The 15,298-nt window shown below is 65.4% G+C and carries 14 protein-coding genes; 6 read left to right on the forward strand and 8 right to left on the reverse strand.

The features are described 5' to 3' along the window. Positions 1 to 114 precede the first annotated feature (114 nt). Entirely contained in the window at positions 115 to 771 is a 657-nt protein-coding gene (locus RTH46_RS09745; protein ID WP_279847036.1) for a LexA family protein, read from the reverse strand. Positions 772 to 901: 130 nt separating this feature from the next. Here RTH46_RS09745 and RTH46_RS09750 point away from each other — a divergent pair, with 130 nt between their 5' ends. The 3 genes from RTH46_RS09750 (at position 902) to RTH46_RS09760 (ending at position 3,443) form a co-directional block, all read left to right on the forward strand. Further along, positions 902 to 1,216, forward strand: coding sequence for a DUF6124 family protein (locus RTH46_RS09750; RefSeq protein ID WP_153786543.1), 315 nt, complete (start codon positions 902 to 904; stop codon positions 1,214 to 1,216). A 431-nt stretch (positions 1,217 to 1,647) separates the two neighbouring features. Further along, positions 1,648 to 2,163 carry a DUF4880 domain-containing protein gene (locus RTH46_RS09755; protein WP_316905567.1) on the forward strand — a complete coding sequence of 172 codons (516 nt, stop codon included), beginning with the start codon at positions 1,648 to 1,650 and terminating at the stop codon, positions 2,161 to 2,163. Between the two features lie 131 nt (positions 2,164 to 2,294). Next, the gene (locus tag RTH46_RS09760; RefSeq protein ID WP_153786545.1) at positions 2,295 to 3,443 is read left to right on the forward strand and encodes a M14-type cytosolic carboxypeptidase; all 1,149 of its coding nucleotides are present in this window, start codon (positions 2,295 to 2,297) and stop codon (positions 3,441 to 3,443) included. A 127-nt stretch (positions 3,444 to 3,570) separates the two neighbouring features. Here the strand turns inward: RTH46_RS09760 and RTH46_RS09765 are convergent, their stop codons facing one another. From RTH46_RS09765 to RTH46_RS09795, 7 genes are all read right to left on the reverse strand, one after another. Then, positions 3,571 to 4,545, reverse strand: coding sequence for a spore coat U domain-containing protein (locus tag RTH46_RS09765; protein WP_316905568.1), 975 nt, complete (start codon positions 4,543 to 4,545; stop codon positions 3,571 to 3,573). After that, positions 4,542 to 6,869, reverse strand: a complete 2,328-nt coding sequence (locus tag RTH46_RS09770; protein ID WP_371923684.1) for a fimbria/pilus outer membrane usher protein — start codon at positions 6,867 to 6,869, stop codon at positions 4,542 to 4,544. The genes RTH46_RS09765 and RTH46_RS09770 overlap by 4 nt, the downstream gene beginning before the upstream one ends. Before the next feature lie 74 nt (positions 6,870 to 6,943). Continuing rightward, on the reverse strand, positions 6,944 to 7,717 hold the full coding sequence (locus RTH46_RS09775; RefSeq protein WP_316905569.1) for a molecular chaperone: 774 nt from the start codon (positions 7,715 to 7,717) through the stop codon (positions 6,944 to 6,946). A gap of 40 nt (positions 7,718 to 7,757) precedes the next feature. Then, positions 7,758 to 8,261 carry a spore coat U domain-containing protein gene (locus RTH46_RS09780; RefSeq protein ID WP_316905570.1) on the reverse strand — a complete coding sequence of 168 codons (504 nt, stop codon included), beginning with the start codon at positions 8,259 to 8,261 and terminating at the stop codon, positions 7,758 to 7,760. 3 nt (positions 8,262 to 8,264) lie between these two features. After that, positions 8,265 to 8,798, reverse strand: coding sequence for a spore coat U domain-containing protein (locus RTH46_RS09785; protein WP_316905571.1), 534 nt, complete (start codon positions 8,796 to 8,798; stop codon positions 8,265 to 8,267). Positions 8,799 to 8,815: 17 nt separating this feature from the next. After that, on the reverse strand, positions 8,816 to 9,349 hold the full coding sequence (locus RTH46_RS09790; RefSeq protein WP_316905662.1) for a spore coat U domain-containing protein: 534 nt from the start codon (positions 9,347 to 9,349) through the stop codon (positions 8,816 to 8,818). A 29-nt stretch (positions 9,350 to 9,378) separates the two neighbouring features. Next, positions 9,379 to 9,903 (reverse strand): spore coat U domain-containing protein, encoded by a 525-nt coding sequence (locus RTH46_RS09795; protein ID WP_410478557.1) that lies wholly within the window; start codon positions 9,901 to 9,903, stop codon positions 9,379 to 9,381. A 269-nt stretch (positions 9,904 to 10,172) separates the two neighbouring features. On the opposite strand from RTH46_RS09795, the gene RTH46_RS09800 reads away from it, so the two are divergent. Genes RTH46_RS09800 through RTH46_RS09810 form a run of 3 tightly spaced genes read left to right on the forward strand, consistent with a single transcriptional unit; the run spans position 10,173 to position 15,296 of the window. Then, complete coding sequence (locus tag RTH46_RS09800; protein WP_316905664.1) at positions 10,173 to 12,413, forward strand: ATP-binding protein; 2,241 nt, start codon at positions 10,173 to 10,175, stop codon at positions 12,411 to 12,413. A gap of 14 nt (positions 12,414 to 12,427) precedes the next feature. After that, positions 12,428 to 12,877, forward strand: a complete 450-nt coding sequence (locus tag RTH46_RS09805) for a response regulator (RefSeq protein ID WP_279846964.1) — start codon at positions 12,428 to 12,430, stop codon at positions 12,875 to 12,877. Between the two features lie 10 nt (positions 12,878 to 12,887). Continuing rightward, positions 12,888 to 15,296, forward strand: a complete 2,409-nt coding sequence (locus tag RTH46_RS09810; protein WP_316905572.1) for a response regulator — start codon at positions 12,888 to 12,890, stop codon at positions 15,294 to 15,296. Positions 15,297 to 15,298 lie beyond the last annotated feature (2 nt).

A 15,298-nucleotide genomic window follows, 5' to 3' on the forward strand; every position in this document is an offset into this window, starting at 1 on the left:
GTCGCATCGGCGCACCGCCGCTCCCACGCTCTGAAGTGCCCGCAAGAACTGGCGCAGCGTGGGAGCGGCGGTGCGCCGATGCGACTTGCCCCGCGATGAGGCCCGCCCAAGCCACTACAGCACCCCGTGCATCCGCACCACAACCCCCAGAAACTCGCACCCCTCCTCGCACAGCACGGTGGGATACAAGGTATTGAGCGGCCTGAGCATCCGCTGCCCACCCTCCTCGATCAACTCCCTCAGCACCGCTGGCTTGCCCGGTTGCCGGGCCACCACCAGCCGGCCTGGCGCAACCTCGATCCCGGCATCCACCAACACCAGCACGCCCTGCGGCAGGCTTCTGCCACTGGCGGCGTTCATCGAGTCGTTCTCCACCGGTAACCAGAACGCATTGCCGGCAGGCATATAGCCAGTCAGTTCCTGGGTTTCACTGGACTCGGGCAGCGCGCCCTGCAAGTCGGCCCAGCTCAACACCGGGAAGCGGAAACTGGCATGGCGCATGGCATTGACCGAAAGCGGACGGCCCACCGCGTAAACACCCCGGTCCTCGCGCGCCATGACATCGCGCTCGACCACCATCACCCGCGCCTCCAGGTACACCAGCCCAAGCTGCTCCAGTTTTTCGTTGACGGTCTCCAGGGTGGGCCGGCGCGTGCCACGCAACCAATGGCCGAGACCGCCCTGGGTCATCCCTAAGCGTTCGGCCAGTTGGTATTGCTTGAGGTTGTGCTCGTGCTTGTAGCGCGAGAGAAATTCGATCCAGTTTTCCATGGCTGTGAACGATACGGACTGGATGAATGGCTTCAATACACATCCTGAATTATCTTAGCAGATGCCAATAATACAGAATGACCTAACATCATTCGCTCATTGTCCTGGAACGGATTTCATAGGTGCAGTCATGAGCAATTCGAAAAAAGAAGAAACAGATCTCGACGAAGAGGCCGCCCGCCGCGCCCTCGACTTCTACCTCAACCCCACCCCCAACCCGTCAGAGCTGCAGCGCCCACTGTGGACCCTGCGCGAAGGCGTCACTGGGGCTCAGGCGAACGAACACGCCCTGGCCCTGTTGCGCTGCGCAGCATCCACCGCTCAGGAAACAGGCGCCCATCTGCAGGGCACGACACGGGATGTGATATTTGCCCTGATGCACATGGTCAACATGGCGCGGGCCCTGCTGGAGCAGCGCCAAACCACGGAACAAGGGACGGTATAGAAGGGAGAACGTGATAGCCGACGAACGGCAAAAACCCCGTCTGCCGGGGACGAGGAGCGCGTCAGGAAGATTATTTTACCGATAACCGGAAAAATCATTTGACTGGCAAATGATAACCATTATTATTGCGCTTAGCAGGTCGCGAGACCGGCTGGATAACCTGCAACGTCCTCAGGTCGGACGCTCAGATTATCTCCTCATCAGGCTAATCACGGTTTTTGACCCGGCTTTTTGCCGGGTCATTTTTTTTGGCTCTTCAGGCTAATGAAGATCGTTAATGCCGGCGATGATAGCAAAACTGTGTCAGGACGTGAACGCTCATTACAAATCTTTGCTGAATCAGCACTTGAGAATCAATCTCGTTAAGCTTAAGCTGATCTCGCGTCAAGGAAGATGCCCCCACTCCTCCCCTAATGAGCAAGGAGCTGTTCATGACCCGCTTGCTACTGCCCCTTGAGCATGAACCCCAAATCGCCGAGCAGCATGCTCAGGACAACCTGATGCATGCGCTCAAACGCCTGCCGCGCCGGGTGCAGCAAGTCTTTTTGCTCAACCGCCTCGACCAGCTGGGCTTCGCCGCCATCGCCGAACGCCTCGACCTGCCCTTGATCAGCATCGAACGCCACATGAACCAGGCCCTGCAGACCACCCGCGCGCAAGGCGACGCCGTGGCCAGCATTGCCGGGCAATGGTATGTGCGCCTGCAAAGCCCTGAAGTGACCGCCAGCGAACGCATCGACTTCCGCCGCTGGCTGGATGCGGCCCCCGAACATCTGCGTGCCTTCCAGCAAACCGAATTGCGCTGGCGCAGCCTGCTTGCGCCGGCACGCCAACTGGGTGACGACGGCTGGTATCGACAAGGGCGCGCGGCGTTGTCCCTGGGTGGCTGTTCGATTGCGCTCGGGCTGGGTGTCGCCGCACTGCTGGCGTTGGGTTTGTGGGCCTGAAGGCTTCGCGATCCCTGTGTAGGAGCGCGTCAGCCCTTGAGAGCTGATGGCCAAGCCGACATTCCCTGCACAACGCCGCCACCATGCGGTGTACAGTACCGTCACAACAACGCCAAGACAGGAGACTGGCAATGACCGTGACGCTGTCCCCGCTGCACATCGACTGCGACTTCGATTCCGGCAACATCCTGGTGCTGGACGCCAGCAACCCCGCGCAGGTTCACCTGAACATCCGCCCGGACACCAACAGTGGCCACTTCCAGTGGTTCCACTTCAAGGTCAGTGGCCTCACCCCTGGCCAGGTCCATCGCTTCAGCCTGGATAACGCTGCCGAGTCTTCCTACAAGAATGCCTGGACCGGTTACCACGCCGTGGCCTCCTACGACCAGCAGACATGGTTCCGCGTGCCCAGCCAGTTCGACGGCAAGGCGCTGAGCTTCGAATTGAAAGCTGAGCAAGGTCAGGTGTGGTTCGCCTACTTCGAACCCTACCCCCGCGCCCGCCACAACCAGCTGATCGAACGTGCCCGACAGATCCCCGGCGTAACGCTGCTGGCCAATGGGCGTAGCGTGCAGGGCCGTGACATCCCGCTGCTGCGTGCAGGCGACGGCGCCGCCGGCAAGCGCAAGCTGTGGATCATCGCTCAGCAGCACCCGGGCGAGCACATGGCCGAATGGTTCATCGAGGGCGTGATCGATCGCCTGCAGGCCAACGATAAAGTCATCCAGCAACTGCTGGCCAAGGCCGACCTGTACCTGATCCCCAACATGAACCCGGACGGCGCCTTCCTCGGCCACCTGCGCACCAACTTCAAGGGCAAAGACCTCAATCGCGCCTGGCAGGACGCCAGTGTCGAGCTGAGCCCCGAGGTGTTCTTCGCCCAGAGCCAGATGAAACTGCATGGCGTGGACGCCTTCGTCGATGCCCATGGCGACGAGGAAATCCCCCACGTGTTCACCGCTGCCTGCGAGGGCAACCCGGGTTACACACCGCGCATCGCCAAGCTCGAAGAACAATTCCGCAGCACGCTGTGCAGCCTGACCAAAGACTTCCAGACCACGTATGGCTACACCCGCGACGAACCCGGCCAGGCCAACATGACCTTGGCCTGCAACGCCGTGGGCCAGGCCCATGACTGCCTGTCGCTGACCCTGGAGATGCCGTTCAAGGACCATGACGATGCGCCGAATCCGCGTACCGGCTGGTCCGGCGAGCGCTCGAAGGCGCTGGCGGGGGCGGTGCTGGAGACGCTGCTGAAGATGGTCGACGACCTGCGCTGATACCGTGGGAGCGGCGGTGCGCCGCTGCGACTTGCCCCGCGATTGGCGTCGGAATGCCTGGCATCGTTGCCTGATCTGACGCCAATCGCGGGGCAAGCCCGCTCCCACAACCAAGATCACACCCGGCTCAGAACTGCACATCCAGGATCACATTGTCGAGATAGCTTCCCGCTGGCGGCGTGGCCTGGTCGGTGTACACCTTGGCGTTGTAGTTGAACGTCTGGCTCCCCGTGCCGGTGCCATTGCCGGGGTTCACATCGGCATCGCTGCTTGAGCGCCGCGCCGACGACAGTACCCCCCAGCGCACGCTGCCCCCACTCTTGAAGATGTCGTAGGCCAGGTAGTTGCCGGCGCTGGATTTCATTCGCCGTCGCCCACCCGCCACGTTCTGCCCGTCATCCAGCCCCACCGTGTAGCTGCTGCCCTTGGTGCACGACAGGCTGATGTTCTGGTTCACCGTGCCGAACCCGGCCACCACCGGCGCGCTGGCGAAGTTGATGTTGGGGCTGGTGATCTGGCAGTCGTTGCTGACCGTGAGGCTGACGGTGAGGGTCTGGTTGCCGCTGCCGATATCCCGCCCCAGCACACAGACGCCCAAGGCGCCGACACCCGCGCAGTAGTTCCAACTCCAGGCGATGTTCAGCGTTTCCTGATACAAGCCTGCCGCCACGTTGGCGCCAATCACGGTCTTGAGGTACAGCGGCACGCTCTTGGGCACGGTGCCGTTGAGTAGCCCCAAGGCGTCGATGATGCCGTTGCGGGCGAAATCGAACTGCACGCCACGACTGATCGGGTAGCTGGTGGTGGCGTTGGCGTACAGCGTGTAGGGGATCACGTCACCCGTCGGCCCCACCAGCCCGCTGGTGCTGGAGGTGATGGTGGCATAGAAGTGATCGTTGGCGGCCAGCAGCGACAGCAACGAGCCCGTGCACTGCAGCCCCGCATTGGTGCTCGAGGCGCTCTGCACCGTGGTGCGCACCAGGGTCGAATTGATCGTGCCGAACGCCGCCGGCGCCGTCGCCACCGAGGAGCACAGCGCCCAGGCCGCGCCCGGCAGTATCCAGCCGGCCAGCAACCATCCGCAACGCGCCGCCGCCCTCACTGGCACACCAGTGGGCCGATCAGCGGGATCGGCCCCTCCCCGTCGGGCAGTTCGAACGCGACCTGGCATTGCCCGCCATCGGCCTTGTCCACCTGCAGATGATTGTTTGGCGACAGGTTCTCCAGGTACACCAGGCCATCCCAGCCCACCACCGCTTCGGCGCCACTTTCCCGGTGCAACACCCGGCTGCCCAGCTTGAGCTCCTGCTGGTTGCCGTCGACCAGCACCAGGCTCGCCGCCAGCACGCGCTTGAGCGGGAACTCCAGCAGATAGCCGCTGCCGCGGCGTACCGCCACGCGCTGCTCCACCTCCGGCGCCAGCACATCGGCCGGCAGCTCCATCGGGTCGATCTCGTATTTGCCGCGGTAGTAGCCGCTGCTGTAAGGCACCAGCAGGTGGCCGTTGCGGTCGGTTCGGCCGATCTGCTGGTTTTCGTAGCGCACCGGCACATCGGCATAACCGTTGGTGCTGACCACCACGAACGCGTCGTCGATGCGGTTGGCGGCGAACAACCCGGCGTCCATCAGCACCACCGAGCCGCTGGCGTCCGCCCAACGGGTCATCTGCTCGGGGTTGCCATACAGCCCGGCCTGCAGCTGCACCGACTGCAGCCGCCAGGTCAGGTCGGCCTGGCGATAGTCACCGCTGGTGCCGCCCGTGGCATAGCCGAGGTTGTAGCCGACGCCGCCGCCCACCGGCACCGCGTGGCTGTAGTTGACCCGTTGCAGGTCCTGGCCGTCCTTGCTGCGTTCGGCGCTGAAGGCCAGGGTGCCGTGCAGGTCGAAGGGGATCACCAGTTGCGCCTGCACTGCCCACTGGCTGTCGCCGACATCGCGGTTGGCCGACAGGTACAGGCTGCTGTTGCCCCACAACGGCTTGCTCCAGCTCAGGTTGATCAGCCGGGTGCGCGTGCCATCGCCGGCCCGTACGTCGAAATAGCCGGCGCCCAGGCTGCCGTAGCTGTCCAGGTTGAGGCTCACGGTGGCCTGTTCGCTGCGCCGGCTCAGCCGGGTGTAGGGATTGTCCACCAGCGACAGGTCGGCATAGTCGCCATGGCGCTCGATGCGCTGGTAGTTGAAGCCCAGCCGGCGGCTGTTGTACTGGTAGCCCAGCGCCACCTGCTGGCCGGTGTCGCCGTCGAAACGGCTCTGGGCCACGGCGGCGTTGAGCACCCCGAAGGTGCCCAGTTGCAGGTTGCCGCCCAGGCCGCCCAGCACCATCGACTCGGCAGTTTCGGCATGGGTCTCGACGGTGAAGTAGTCGGTCAGGCCATGGCGCAGGCTCGCCGAGGCGACGCCCGGCCCATAGGCAAAATCGCGCACGGCGTAATCGCGGCGCAGGCTGCCGGCAGCCACCGAGTAATCGGTCAGGCCTTTGGCCAACAGGCTGCTGGTGACATAGAACGGCAAGGTGGTCGACACCTGCCGGCCCAGGGCATCGGTGGTCACCACCACCGCTTCGCCGGCACCGTTGATGAACGGCACATTGGTCAGGGTGTAAGGGCCCGGCTGCAGCTCGGTGGTACTGCTCTTGTAGCCATTGATGAACAGGTCCAGCGAGGTGGGCACCGCCGCCTCACCGGCGAAGGCCGGCAGCGGGTAGGTGACCAGGTCGGGACGCGCCCCGAAGTCGCGGGACAGCTGCAAGCCACCGATACGCACCGAGGTGCTCCAGGGCAAGGCGCCGGTGACCAGGTCGCCGGCTTCATAGGTCAGCAGGCGCTGCTCGTCGGTGTAGCGGAAGGTGGTGTCGTAGCGCAAGAAACCCTGCCGGGTATCGCTTTGCGCACCGTTGAACGCCTGGCGCCACTGTCCGGTGGTGGAAAACGTGCCCCAATCGTCGAACAGCCGCAGCTCGTTCCAGGCGGCCAGGTAAGTACCACCGTCATCGGTGTCGTTAAGGTAGGCGTCGTAGTTGAACAAGGCACCGAAGCTGGTGCGGGTATCGCTGGCCGGGTACAGACTGCGCCCGCCCACCTGCTGGTCGGGCAGCCAGGTCGCCGGCACCTGCAGCAGCAGGCGCTGGTTCTGGCTGTCGTAGTCGGTGTGCAGGCCGGCAATGGCGTCCAGCGCCACCTCGCCCTGGGGCTCGCCGGGCAGTTTGATGCCGGCCGCGCGCAACACGTCGCTGTCCAGGTACAGGCGCCCGGCGCGCTGCTGCACCGGCACCAGCTCAGCCTTGCCCACCTGGTTCACCAACAGGTCGAGGTACAGCGTGGCATCGGTGATGGCGGCCTGCTCGGTAGGTGGCGGCGGCAATTCGTCGGCCACGCCCGCACCGGGCACCAGTACCGCCAGGCCCAGCCACACACGGTGCGCTGCCACCCGCACCCAATTCACGCACGATGTCCAACCATTGGCGGGTCCTCCCTGGCCCCTGTCGTTCGTTCAATGCCGCGTCACTGCCCTTGCCGGATGGCTTGCGCAACTTCCTGACCGTTGACCCGCCCCTTGAGCACACTGGCCGCACCGGGTGCGGTCGGCACCGGCCAGCGCATGCTCGCGCCCGGCAGCACATATCCCAGCAGCCCCTCGACCAGGGGTTTGTCCTGCCCGCCTTGCTGCAACACCACATCGGTGAGCCGGGCGTGTACCGGGCCGGTATTGCGCAGTTCGACATAGGGCTTGCCCTGCACCGTCACCGCGCGCCAGCTCAATTGTGGCTTGCCCACGCCCTCGGCACTGCGTTTGCCGTCCGGGTCGGGCTTGCCCCACAACCCTTCGCCATAGACGAACAACGGCACCGAATAGCGCATCTGCAGGCGGATTGCCGCCTTCGGCCCGTCACTGGCGGTGTCGGCCGGCAGCGGCGACGGGATTTCGTCGATGATGATGCGGTAGGCCTGCTCCTGGCCGGCCGGCGAGCTGCCGGTGCGGGTCAGGCGAATCAGTTGCTTCTGCCCCGGCGCGATGTTGGCCACCGGCGGGCTGCCGATGATTTCGCGCTGGGCCTGGAACTGCTCCTGGTACTCACCCTGGCGCCAGGCGAACACCCGCACCTGCAGGCTGGCCGGCGCCGAACCACGGTTTTCCAGCCACAGCGCGCCGGCCTTCTGTTCAGCCTCCAGCACCGGGTCGATCGGCCAGATCAGCACCGACGTCGCCGCCATGGCCTGGGTACCGACCAGCAGCATCCCGAATAGCGTTTGCGCCAGTTTCGCGCTTGCCCCCATGCCCCTCTCCTTCTGCATCCATTGGTTCACGGCGCCGGCGTCACCAGCTCACCGTCACTTGCACCACATCGGTATAGGTCCCCGCCGGCAGGGTGCCGGGCAAGGTCGTACGGCCGTAGACCGGCAACTTGATCGCCGTCGGGTCGCTGTAGCTCAGGGTGACGCTGCTGCCGATGGCCAGGCTCTGGCTGAAGGCGGCGTCGCGGTACAGCTGGTAGGCCAGCAGCTGGCTGCCGCCGCTGCGCTTGAGGTTGCGGGTGCCGCTGGCGCTGTTCTGGCCGCCGTCCAGGCTCATGCTCATGGCCACCCCGGGGGTGCACTGGAAGGTCACCGTGGTGCCGCCGAGCGAAGTGCTCAAGGTGGCCGTGGACAATGCCGAACTGGTGCCGAAGTCCAGCACGCCATAGGTGGTCACCCCGCCGACCACCAGGCAGCCGGCAACGATCTGCGCGCTCACCTGGAAGGTACTGCCGGTCGCGGCCAACGCGCCTTGCGCCAACAACAGGCCCAGCCCTGCACCCGCCAGCCGCCATGCGCTCGGCATGACTCAGAAGCTCAGCTCGACCGCCACCGTGTCGGTGTACACCCCGGCCGGCAGGCCCGCCTTGCCGCGCGCCTGGCCATACAGGTTGACGGTCTGCGCCACGCCGGTGCTGGTCGGCAGGGTGATGGTGCCGTCGATCGCCAGCGGGGTCGTGTGCCCCGCGTCGGTATAGAAGTCATAGGGCACGAAGTTGCCGGAGCCATCGGCCAGCGCGCGGGTACCGCCGGTTGACTGTCCGTCGTGGGATCCGGCCCGCACCTTGATCACCGGTATCGTGCCCGCAGAGCAGAGGATGCTCATGGCACCGCCGCCGCCACCGAGCACTTGCCCGTTGGCCGTGGTGAACAGTGAATCCTGGGTGCCGAAATTGAGGTTGCCGAAGTTCAGCCCCGAAGTGCCGCCAGCGCCGTTGACCTGGCAGGCGGCGGTCAGCGTCAGGGTCGAGCTGATGGTGCCGGTGACGGTGGCCGCCTGGGCCTGGGCAGCCAGCGCCAGGCCAAGGCCGACGAGGATGCAGCGAGTCATGTGCATGGGCATGAGGGTCTCCTTGCGTGTTACCAGTCCAGTGTCACCCTGAGGGTGTCGCGGTACAGCCCGGCAGGCAGCGCGCGCGGTTGCGCGACCACCACGCCGTAGATAGGCACGGGCACCTGCTGCGTGCCGCTGATGGTGAAGGTACGGGCCTGGCCGACCACATAGCGACCATTGCCGCTGGGATCGACTGCCAGTTGATAGGGGATCAGTTCACGGCCATTGCTCAGCCGGCGCACGCCGTCGCTGCCATTGAGCCCGCCATTGATCCGCACGCTGAACGCACGCACCTGCGGCGAGCAACTGATCTGCAGGCTGCCCTCGCCGCCTGCCTCGTCCACCCGGCTGGTCAGCGGCTGGTCCCAGGTCGGCCCGCGGGCGCCGAAGTCGATCAGCCCGGGGTTGCCCAGCGACGCCGGCTGCTGGCCGCTGTCGATCTGGCAAGCAGCACTGATCACCAGGCGGGCCTGGATGAAGCCGGTGCTGGTGCCATGGGCGGCACCATTGGGCAACAACAGCGGGCCGAGGGTGAGCAGCAGTAGCGAAGTGCGTTGCAGCGCGTCCTTGTGCATGGTGGCGTGGCTCCTCACCAGGTGACCGTGACTTTGAGCAGGTCGGCGTACAGGCCTGCGCGCGGCACCCAGGCCAGGCTGTCGATCCGCGCGAACAGGGGCAGTTCCACCGAGCCGCTGCCCGGCACCCGCGCCGACTGCGCCACTTCCACCTCGAGCGGCTCGCGCCAGGCGGCGTCGCGGTACAGGCGGTACGGGATCGGCTTGGCCTGGCGGTCGTCACTGACCAGGTAACGCAGCGCACCGGTGCCGCCATGCTGGCCGCCATCGACGCGCACTTGATAGGGGGTATCGGGGTTGCACTCCAGGCGCGGCGGGCGCTGGCTGAACAATGCGCCACTCAAGGGCGAGTCCGGTCCGTCCAGCCGGGCTGCGCTGCCCAGGTCGATCACCCCGAGGGCCTGGGCACCTGCCTCGCGCTGCTGGCCGACCAGCATGCAGCCGCGCTGCACGCGTACCTGCACGTCAACGAGAAACTCTGCAGCCACGGCACTGCCGCTCAACCACAGGCCCAACAGCGCGGCCATCAAGCGTTGCATCAGCGGTCGATCCTTGTCTGGAAGGGTTGAGCTTGAGCGTAGCAGCGCGATCGGATCCGAACAGCCGCGGGATCCCCCTCTTTGGCATTAATGAAAAGGGCTGGCAAGGCGTGGGAAACAGGCGTCAATCTCTGAGAAATTTCACCCTGCCCCCGGGCGTGCATCAGTACGTCCCACAAGCCAAACACCTTGTTCCGACAAAAACATCCAGCCTTCTGTTACCTTCATGTTTCGTGCATGGACGGAACCTGCAGGAGATACCTTTGAGCATCACCCCTGACCCGCTCGACCAAGCCATCGAGCGTTGCGCCCAGGAACCGATTCAGGTGCCTGGCAGCATCCAGCCCCAAGGCTTCCTGCTGGTACTGGACGAGCATGACCTGCGCATCCTGCAGGCCAGCGAAAACATCAAGCAATGGTTGGGCAGGTCAGCCAGCGAGCTGCTTGGCCAGGCCCTGCCCACACTACTCGACAGTACCTTCGACCTGCGTCGCCAGCTGGGCCGCCTGCCCGTTGACGAAGTCTTCCCCTTTCATATCGGTGATGTGCGCCTGCACGAGCAAGCGCCCTGCCAGGCCACGCTGCGGGTGCTGGCCCACCGCCACGACCAGGTGCTCATCCTCGAATTCGAAACCTGTCGCGAAACGGACGCCCAGCAAGGCGACTACTACCCGCTGGTACGTGCGTTCATCAGCACCTTGCACCAGGCCACCAGCATCGAAGAACTGCTGCAGCGAGCGGTGCGGCAGATCAAGCGCATCACCGGCTTCGGCCGGGTCAAGGCCTACAGTTTCGATGCCCAGGGCACCGGCACGGTGCTCGCCGAGGACGCCGACCCCGGCTACCCGCGCTACCTGGGCCAGTGCTTCCCGGCCTCGGACATCCCACGCCAGGCCCGTGAGCTTTACCGCATCAACCGCATCCGGGTGATCGAGGACGCCGACTACCAGCCCTCCCCGCTGCTGCCTGCCACCAACCCGCGCACCGGCAAGGCCCTGGACATGAGCTTCGCGACGTTGCGCAGCGTCTCGCCGGTGCACCTGCAGTACATGCGCAACATGGGCACCCAGGCCTCGATGTCGCTGTCGATCGTGGTCGATGACCAGCTCTGGGGGCTGATCTCCTGCCACCACGACCAACCCCGCGCGGCTGGCGTGCAGACCCGCACCGCCTGCGAACTGCTGGCCAATGTGCTGTCGCTGCAGATCGAAGCCCACGAACAGCACGCCAGCACGCGCCGGCTACTCGACCTGCGCCAGCACATCGTGCGCATGGTCACGTCGATGGCCGACCACGACAGCGTCAGCGCAGGCTTGCTGGCCCTGCCCGAGGTGATGCTGCAGTTTGCCGGGGCTTCGGGCGCGGCGATCATCAGCGCCGAGCGCTGCGACCTGATTGGCAAAACGCCACCGGCGGCGCAGGTCAATGCCCTGGTGCGTTGGCTGGGCGAGCGTGGCGACGAGACGCTGTTCCACACCGACAATGCACGCCGCGACGTCGAAGCGCTACCAGAGCTGGCCGAGCATGCCGCCGGCGTGCTGGCGGTGGCCATCTCGCAGCTGCAATCGCACTACCTGCTGTGGTTCCGTCCCGAACAGGCACACACGGTGAACTGGGCCGGGCGCCCGGAAAAACAGGCAGGCCCGTTGGGCAACCTCAATCCCCGGCACAGTTTCGACTGCTGGCAGCAGGAAGTCCGTGATTTCAGTGCCGCCTGGGACCCGCTGATTATCGAAGCCGCGACCAAACTGCGCGGCGCGGTGCTGGGCATTGTCCTGCGCAAGGCCGAGGAACTGGCGCAGCTGGCGGGCGAGCTGAAGCGTTCGAACCAGGAACTTGAGGCGTTCTCCTACAGCGTGTCCCATGATTTGCGCGCACCGCTGCGGCACATCGCCGGCTACAGCGAGTTGTTGGGCGAGGTCGAAGGCGCGCAGTTGACCGAGCGTGGCAAGCGCTTCCTCGGCCATATCGAGGAGGCCGCGCAGTTTGCCGGCACCCTGGTCGACAACCTGCTCAACTTCTCGCAGATGGGCCGTTCGGCGCTGCGCCCCTGCGATGTCGACTTGAATGCGCTGGTCGAGGTGATCCGCACGGAGTTGGCACCGGACTACGCCGGGCGGACGATCAGCTGGGCGGTGGCGCCACTGCCCAAGGTGATCGCCGATCCGGCGTTCATCAACATGGTCCTGCACAACCTGATCGCCAACGCCATCAAGTACAGCCGTGGCCGCGAATCCGCCCATATCGAGATCGGCGCCGTGCGCCACCGCCACGAAACCGAGGTGTACGTGCGCGACAACGGGGTGGGCTTCGACATGGCCTACGTCGACAAGTTGTTCGGCGTGTTCCAGCGCCTGCACCGCATGGAGGAGTTCGAAGGCACCGGCATCGGCCTGGCCAGCGTGCGGCGGATCATCGAGCGCCACGATGGCCGGGTGTGGGCCACCGGCCAGCTCGGCCAGGGCGCCAGCTTCCACTTCACCCTCCCTCACCAACCGACGACTGCCTGAGGCCGCTGACGATCATGCTCAAGCCCATCCTGCTGGTCGAAGACAATCCCAGGGACCTGGAGCTGACCCAGCTGGCACTGGAGCGCAGCCAGCTGGCCAACGAAGTGATCGTCCTGCGCGACGGTGCCGATGCCCTGGACTACCTGTTGCGGCGCAACACTTACGCCGGGCGTGCCGAGGGTAACCCGGCCGTGATGCTGCTCGACCTCAAACTGCCCAAGGTCGATGGCCTGGAGGTGCTGGCGCAGGTGCGCGCCCACCCGCTGTTGCGCAGTATTGCGATCGTCATGCTGACCTCGTCCCAGGAACAGCCCGATCTGCAGCGCGCCCATGAACTGGGCGTCAGCGCTTATCTGGTCAAACCCGTGGAGTTCAAGGACTTCGTCAGCGCCATCGCCGGCCTCAAGGTGTTCTGGGCACTGCTCGACGAACCCGCGCCCGGCGCGAAGCACCTGAACCACTGAGGCCGGCACGATGCAGCAAACACCGTTGAAACTGCTGATGGTCGAAGACAGCAGCATGGATGCCGAACTGATCCTGTTACGCCTGGAGCGCAGCGGGCTGCAGGTGCAGCCACAGCGGGTGTTCGAGCATGTCGGTGCCGAGCAGGCCCTGCGCGAAGGCCGCTTCGACCTGATCCTCTGCGACTGCGTGCTGCCGAGTTCGTCCGGCGCCGACGTCTTGGCCACGGCCCAGCGCCTGGCACCGGACGTACCGTTCATCTTCCTCTCCGGTATCTACGGCGAAGAACACGCAGTAGAGATGATCCGCCTGGGTGCCACCGACTATGTGCTGAAGAAGAACCTGCCACTGCTGCCCAAGGCCGTGCGTCGGGCCTTGGGCGAAGTGCAGGAGCGTCAACGCCGGCGCCACGCCGAACAAGCCCTGGCGGATGTGCAGGCACGCGCGCGCTTCGCCATCGACGCCGCTGGCATGGGCACCTGGGACTATCAGCCGCAGGATGGCCTGATGCGTTGGGATGAACGCTGCAAGATGCTGTTCGGCGTGCCGCTCGACACCACAATGAACCTCGACCTGTTCTATGCCGGCGTTTACCCCGATGACCTGCCGCGGGTGCGCGAGGCGGTCGATCAAGCCATGCAGCCGGACAGTGATGGCAGTTACCGGGTTGAGTTCCGCATCGCCCAGCCCGGCGGCCTGGAGCCACGCTGGCTGCTGTCCAGCGGCCAGACCCAGTTCAGCGAAGGCCGCTGCGTACGGTTTTCCGGGGTGCTGCAGGACATCCACAACCAGCGCCAGGCCACCCGTGCCCTGGAGCAACTCAATGAAATGCTCGGTGAGCGCGTCGAGCGCCGCACCCGCGAGCGCGACCGCGCCTGGGAGTTGTCCCAGGACTTGCTGGCAGTACTGAACAAGGACCTCACCCCCGTGGCGCTGAACCCGGCCTGGGAGGCCTGCCTGGGCTTCAGCCGTGAACGCCTGGGGCAGATCTCGCTGCTGCAGTTGCTGCCTGAGGATGATCAGGATGCTTTGCTCGCACAGCTCGCCACCTTGTCGCTCGGCCACAGCAGTGCACGCTTCATCGGTCGCATCCTGCACGCCAGCGGCCAACAGCGCTGGCTGTCCTGGGTGGTGGTGGCGGACGACACGCTGTTGCACGTAGTAGCCCGCGACATCAGCAGCGAGCGCGAAGCCGCCCTGGAGCTGGCCGAGGCCAACGAACGCCTGCGCGAGCAGATTGCCGAACGTGAGCGCGTCGAGGCCGCGCTGCAGCAGATGCAACGGCTGGAAGCGGTCGGCCAGCTCACCGCCGGGGTGGCCCACGATTTCAACAACCTGCTGACGGTCATTCTCACCGGCGCCAGTTTCCTGCAGAACGAGCTGGATAACGGCCGGCTGGACAACGCCGGCAAGCGTCTGCAGAACATTCGCGAGGCCGGCGAGCGCGGCGCCAAGTTGACCGCGCAACTGTTGGCATTCTCGCGCAAGCAGCGCCTGGAGCCTGTGGCGTTGGACCTCAACCGGACCCTGTCCGGGCTGGAGGAGTTGCTGCGACGTACCCTGGGTGGCAGCATCTCGGTACGCCTGGAGCTCGACACCCAGCTGTGGCAAGCGCTCACCGACCCGACCCAGACCGAGATGACCATCCTCAACCTGGCGATCAACGCTCGCGATGCCATGCCCGGCGGCGGCCAACTGACCCTGGCCACCCGCAACACCCGTATCAGCGCCCCGCCGCGCAACCCGCAAGACCCGGAGCCCGGTGAGTACGTGATATTGAGCATTCGCGACAGCGGTTGCGGCATGAGCGAAGAGGTCGCGGCCAAGGTGTTCGAGCCGTTCTTTACCACCAAGGGCGTCGGCAAGGGCTCGGGGCTGGGCCTGGCCCAGGTATTCGGCTTCGCCAAGCAATCCGGTGGCGGCGTGAGCCTGCAGAGCACACCAGGGCGCGGCACCCAGGTCAGCGTGTACCTGCCCGCCGTCCGGGTACAGGCCAGCGCCGCGCAGCCGGACCCGTCCAGGGCCTGCAGCCTGCTGGCCGATGGCGCCAACCGCCACATCCTGCTGGTGGATGACGACCATCTGGTACGTGAATTGATTGGCGATCTGTTGCGCCGCCTGGGCTACCAGGTACGCGAGGCGCACAGCGGCGAACAAGCCCTGGCCCAGATCGACGAACGCACCGACCTGCTGCTCACCGACTTCGCCATGCCAGAGTTCAATGGCGCGCAACTGGCCCTGGCGGCCCGCGAACGTTTTCCGAAACTGCCGGTAGTGTTCCTCACCGGCTACGCCGAGCTGGACAACATGGAGCTGCCGAACAGCCTGTTGATCCAGAAACCGGTGCACGAACACGTGCTGGCCCTGGCACTGGCCGAGCTGCTGAAAAACCGGGGAACAGAAACGAAAAAATCGCCATGAGG

The organism is Pseudomonas sp. zfem004 (genome assembly GCF_032621715.1).
GTDB classification, from domain to species: domain Bacteria; phylum Pseudomonadota; class Gammaproteobacteria; order Pseudomonadales; family Pseudomonadaceae; genus Aquipseudomonas; species Aquipseudomonas sichuanensis.

Coding starts and splice junctions, on each gene's coding strand:
- RTH46_RS09745 (WP_279847036.1), bottom strand. CDS start 771: ATGGAAAACTGGATCGAATTTCTCTCGCGCTACAAGCACGAGCACAAC.
- RTH46_RS09805 (WP_279846964.1), top strand. CDS start 12,428: ATGCTCAAGCCCATCCTGCTGGTCGAAGACAATCCCAGGGACCTGGAG.
- RTH46_RS09785 (WP_316905571.1), bottom strand. CDS start 8,798: ATGCCCATGCACATGACTCGCTGCATCCTCGTCGGCCTTGGCCTGGCG.
- RTH46_RS09775 (WP_316905569.1), bottom strand. CDS start 7,717: ATGGGGGCAAGCGCGAAACTGGCGCAAACGCTATTCGGGATGCTGCTG.
- RTH46_RS09810 (WP_316905572.1), top strand. CDS start 12,888: ATGCAGCAAACACCGTTGAAACTGCTGATGGTCGAAGACAGCAGCATG.
- RTH46_RS09795 (WP_410478557.1), bottom strand. CDS start 9,903: ATGCAACGCTTGATGGCCGCGCTGTTGGGCCTGTGGTTGAGCGGCAGT.
- RTH46_RS09750 (WP_153786543.1), top strand. CDS start 902: ATGAGCAATTCGAAAAAAGAAGAAACAGATCTCGACGAAGAGGCCGCC.
- RTH46_RS09760 (WP_153786545.1), top strand. CDS start 2,295: ATGACCGTGACGCTGTCCCCGCTGCACATCGACTGCGACTTCGATTCC.
- RTH46_RS09780 (WP_316905570.1), bottom strand. CDS start 8,261: ATGCCGAGCGCATGGCGGCTGGCGGGTGCAGGGCTGGGCCTGTTGTTG.
- RTH46_RS09755 (WP_316905567.1), top strand. CDS start 1,648: ATGACCCGCTTGCTACTGCCCCTTGAGCATGAACCCCAAATCGCCGAG.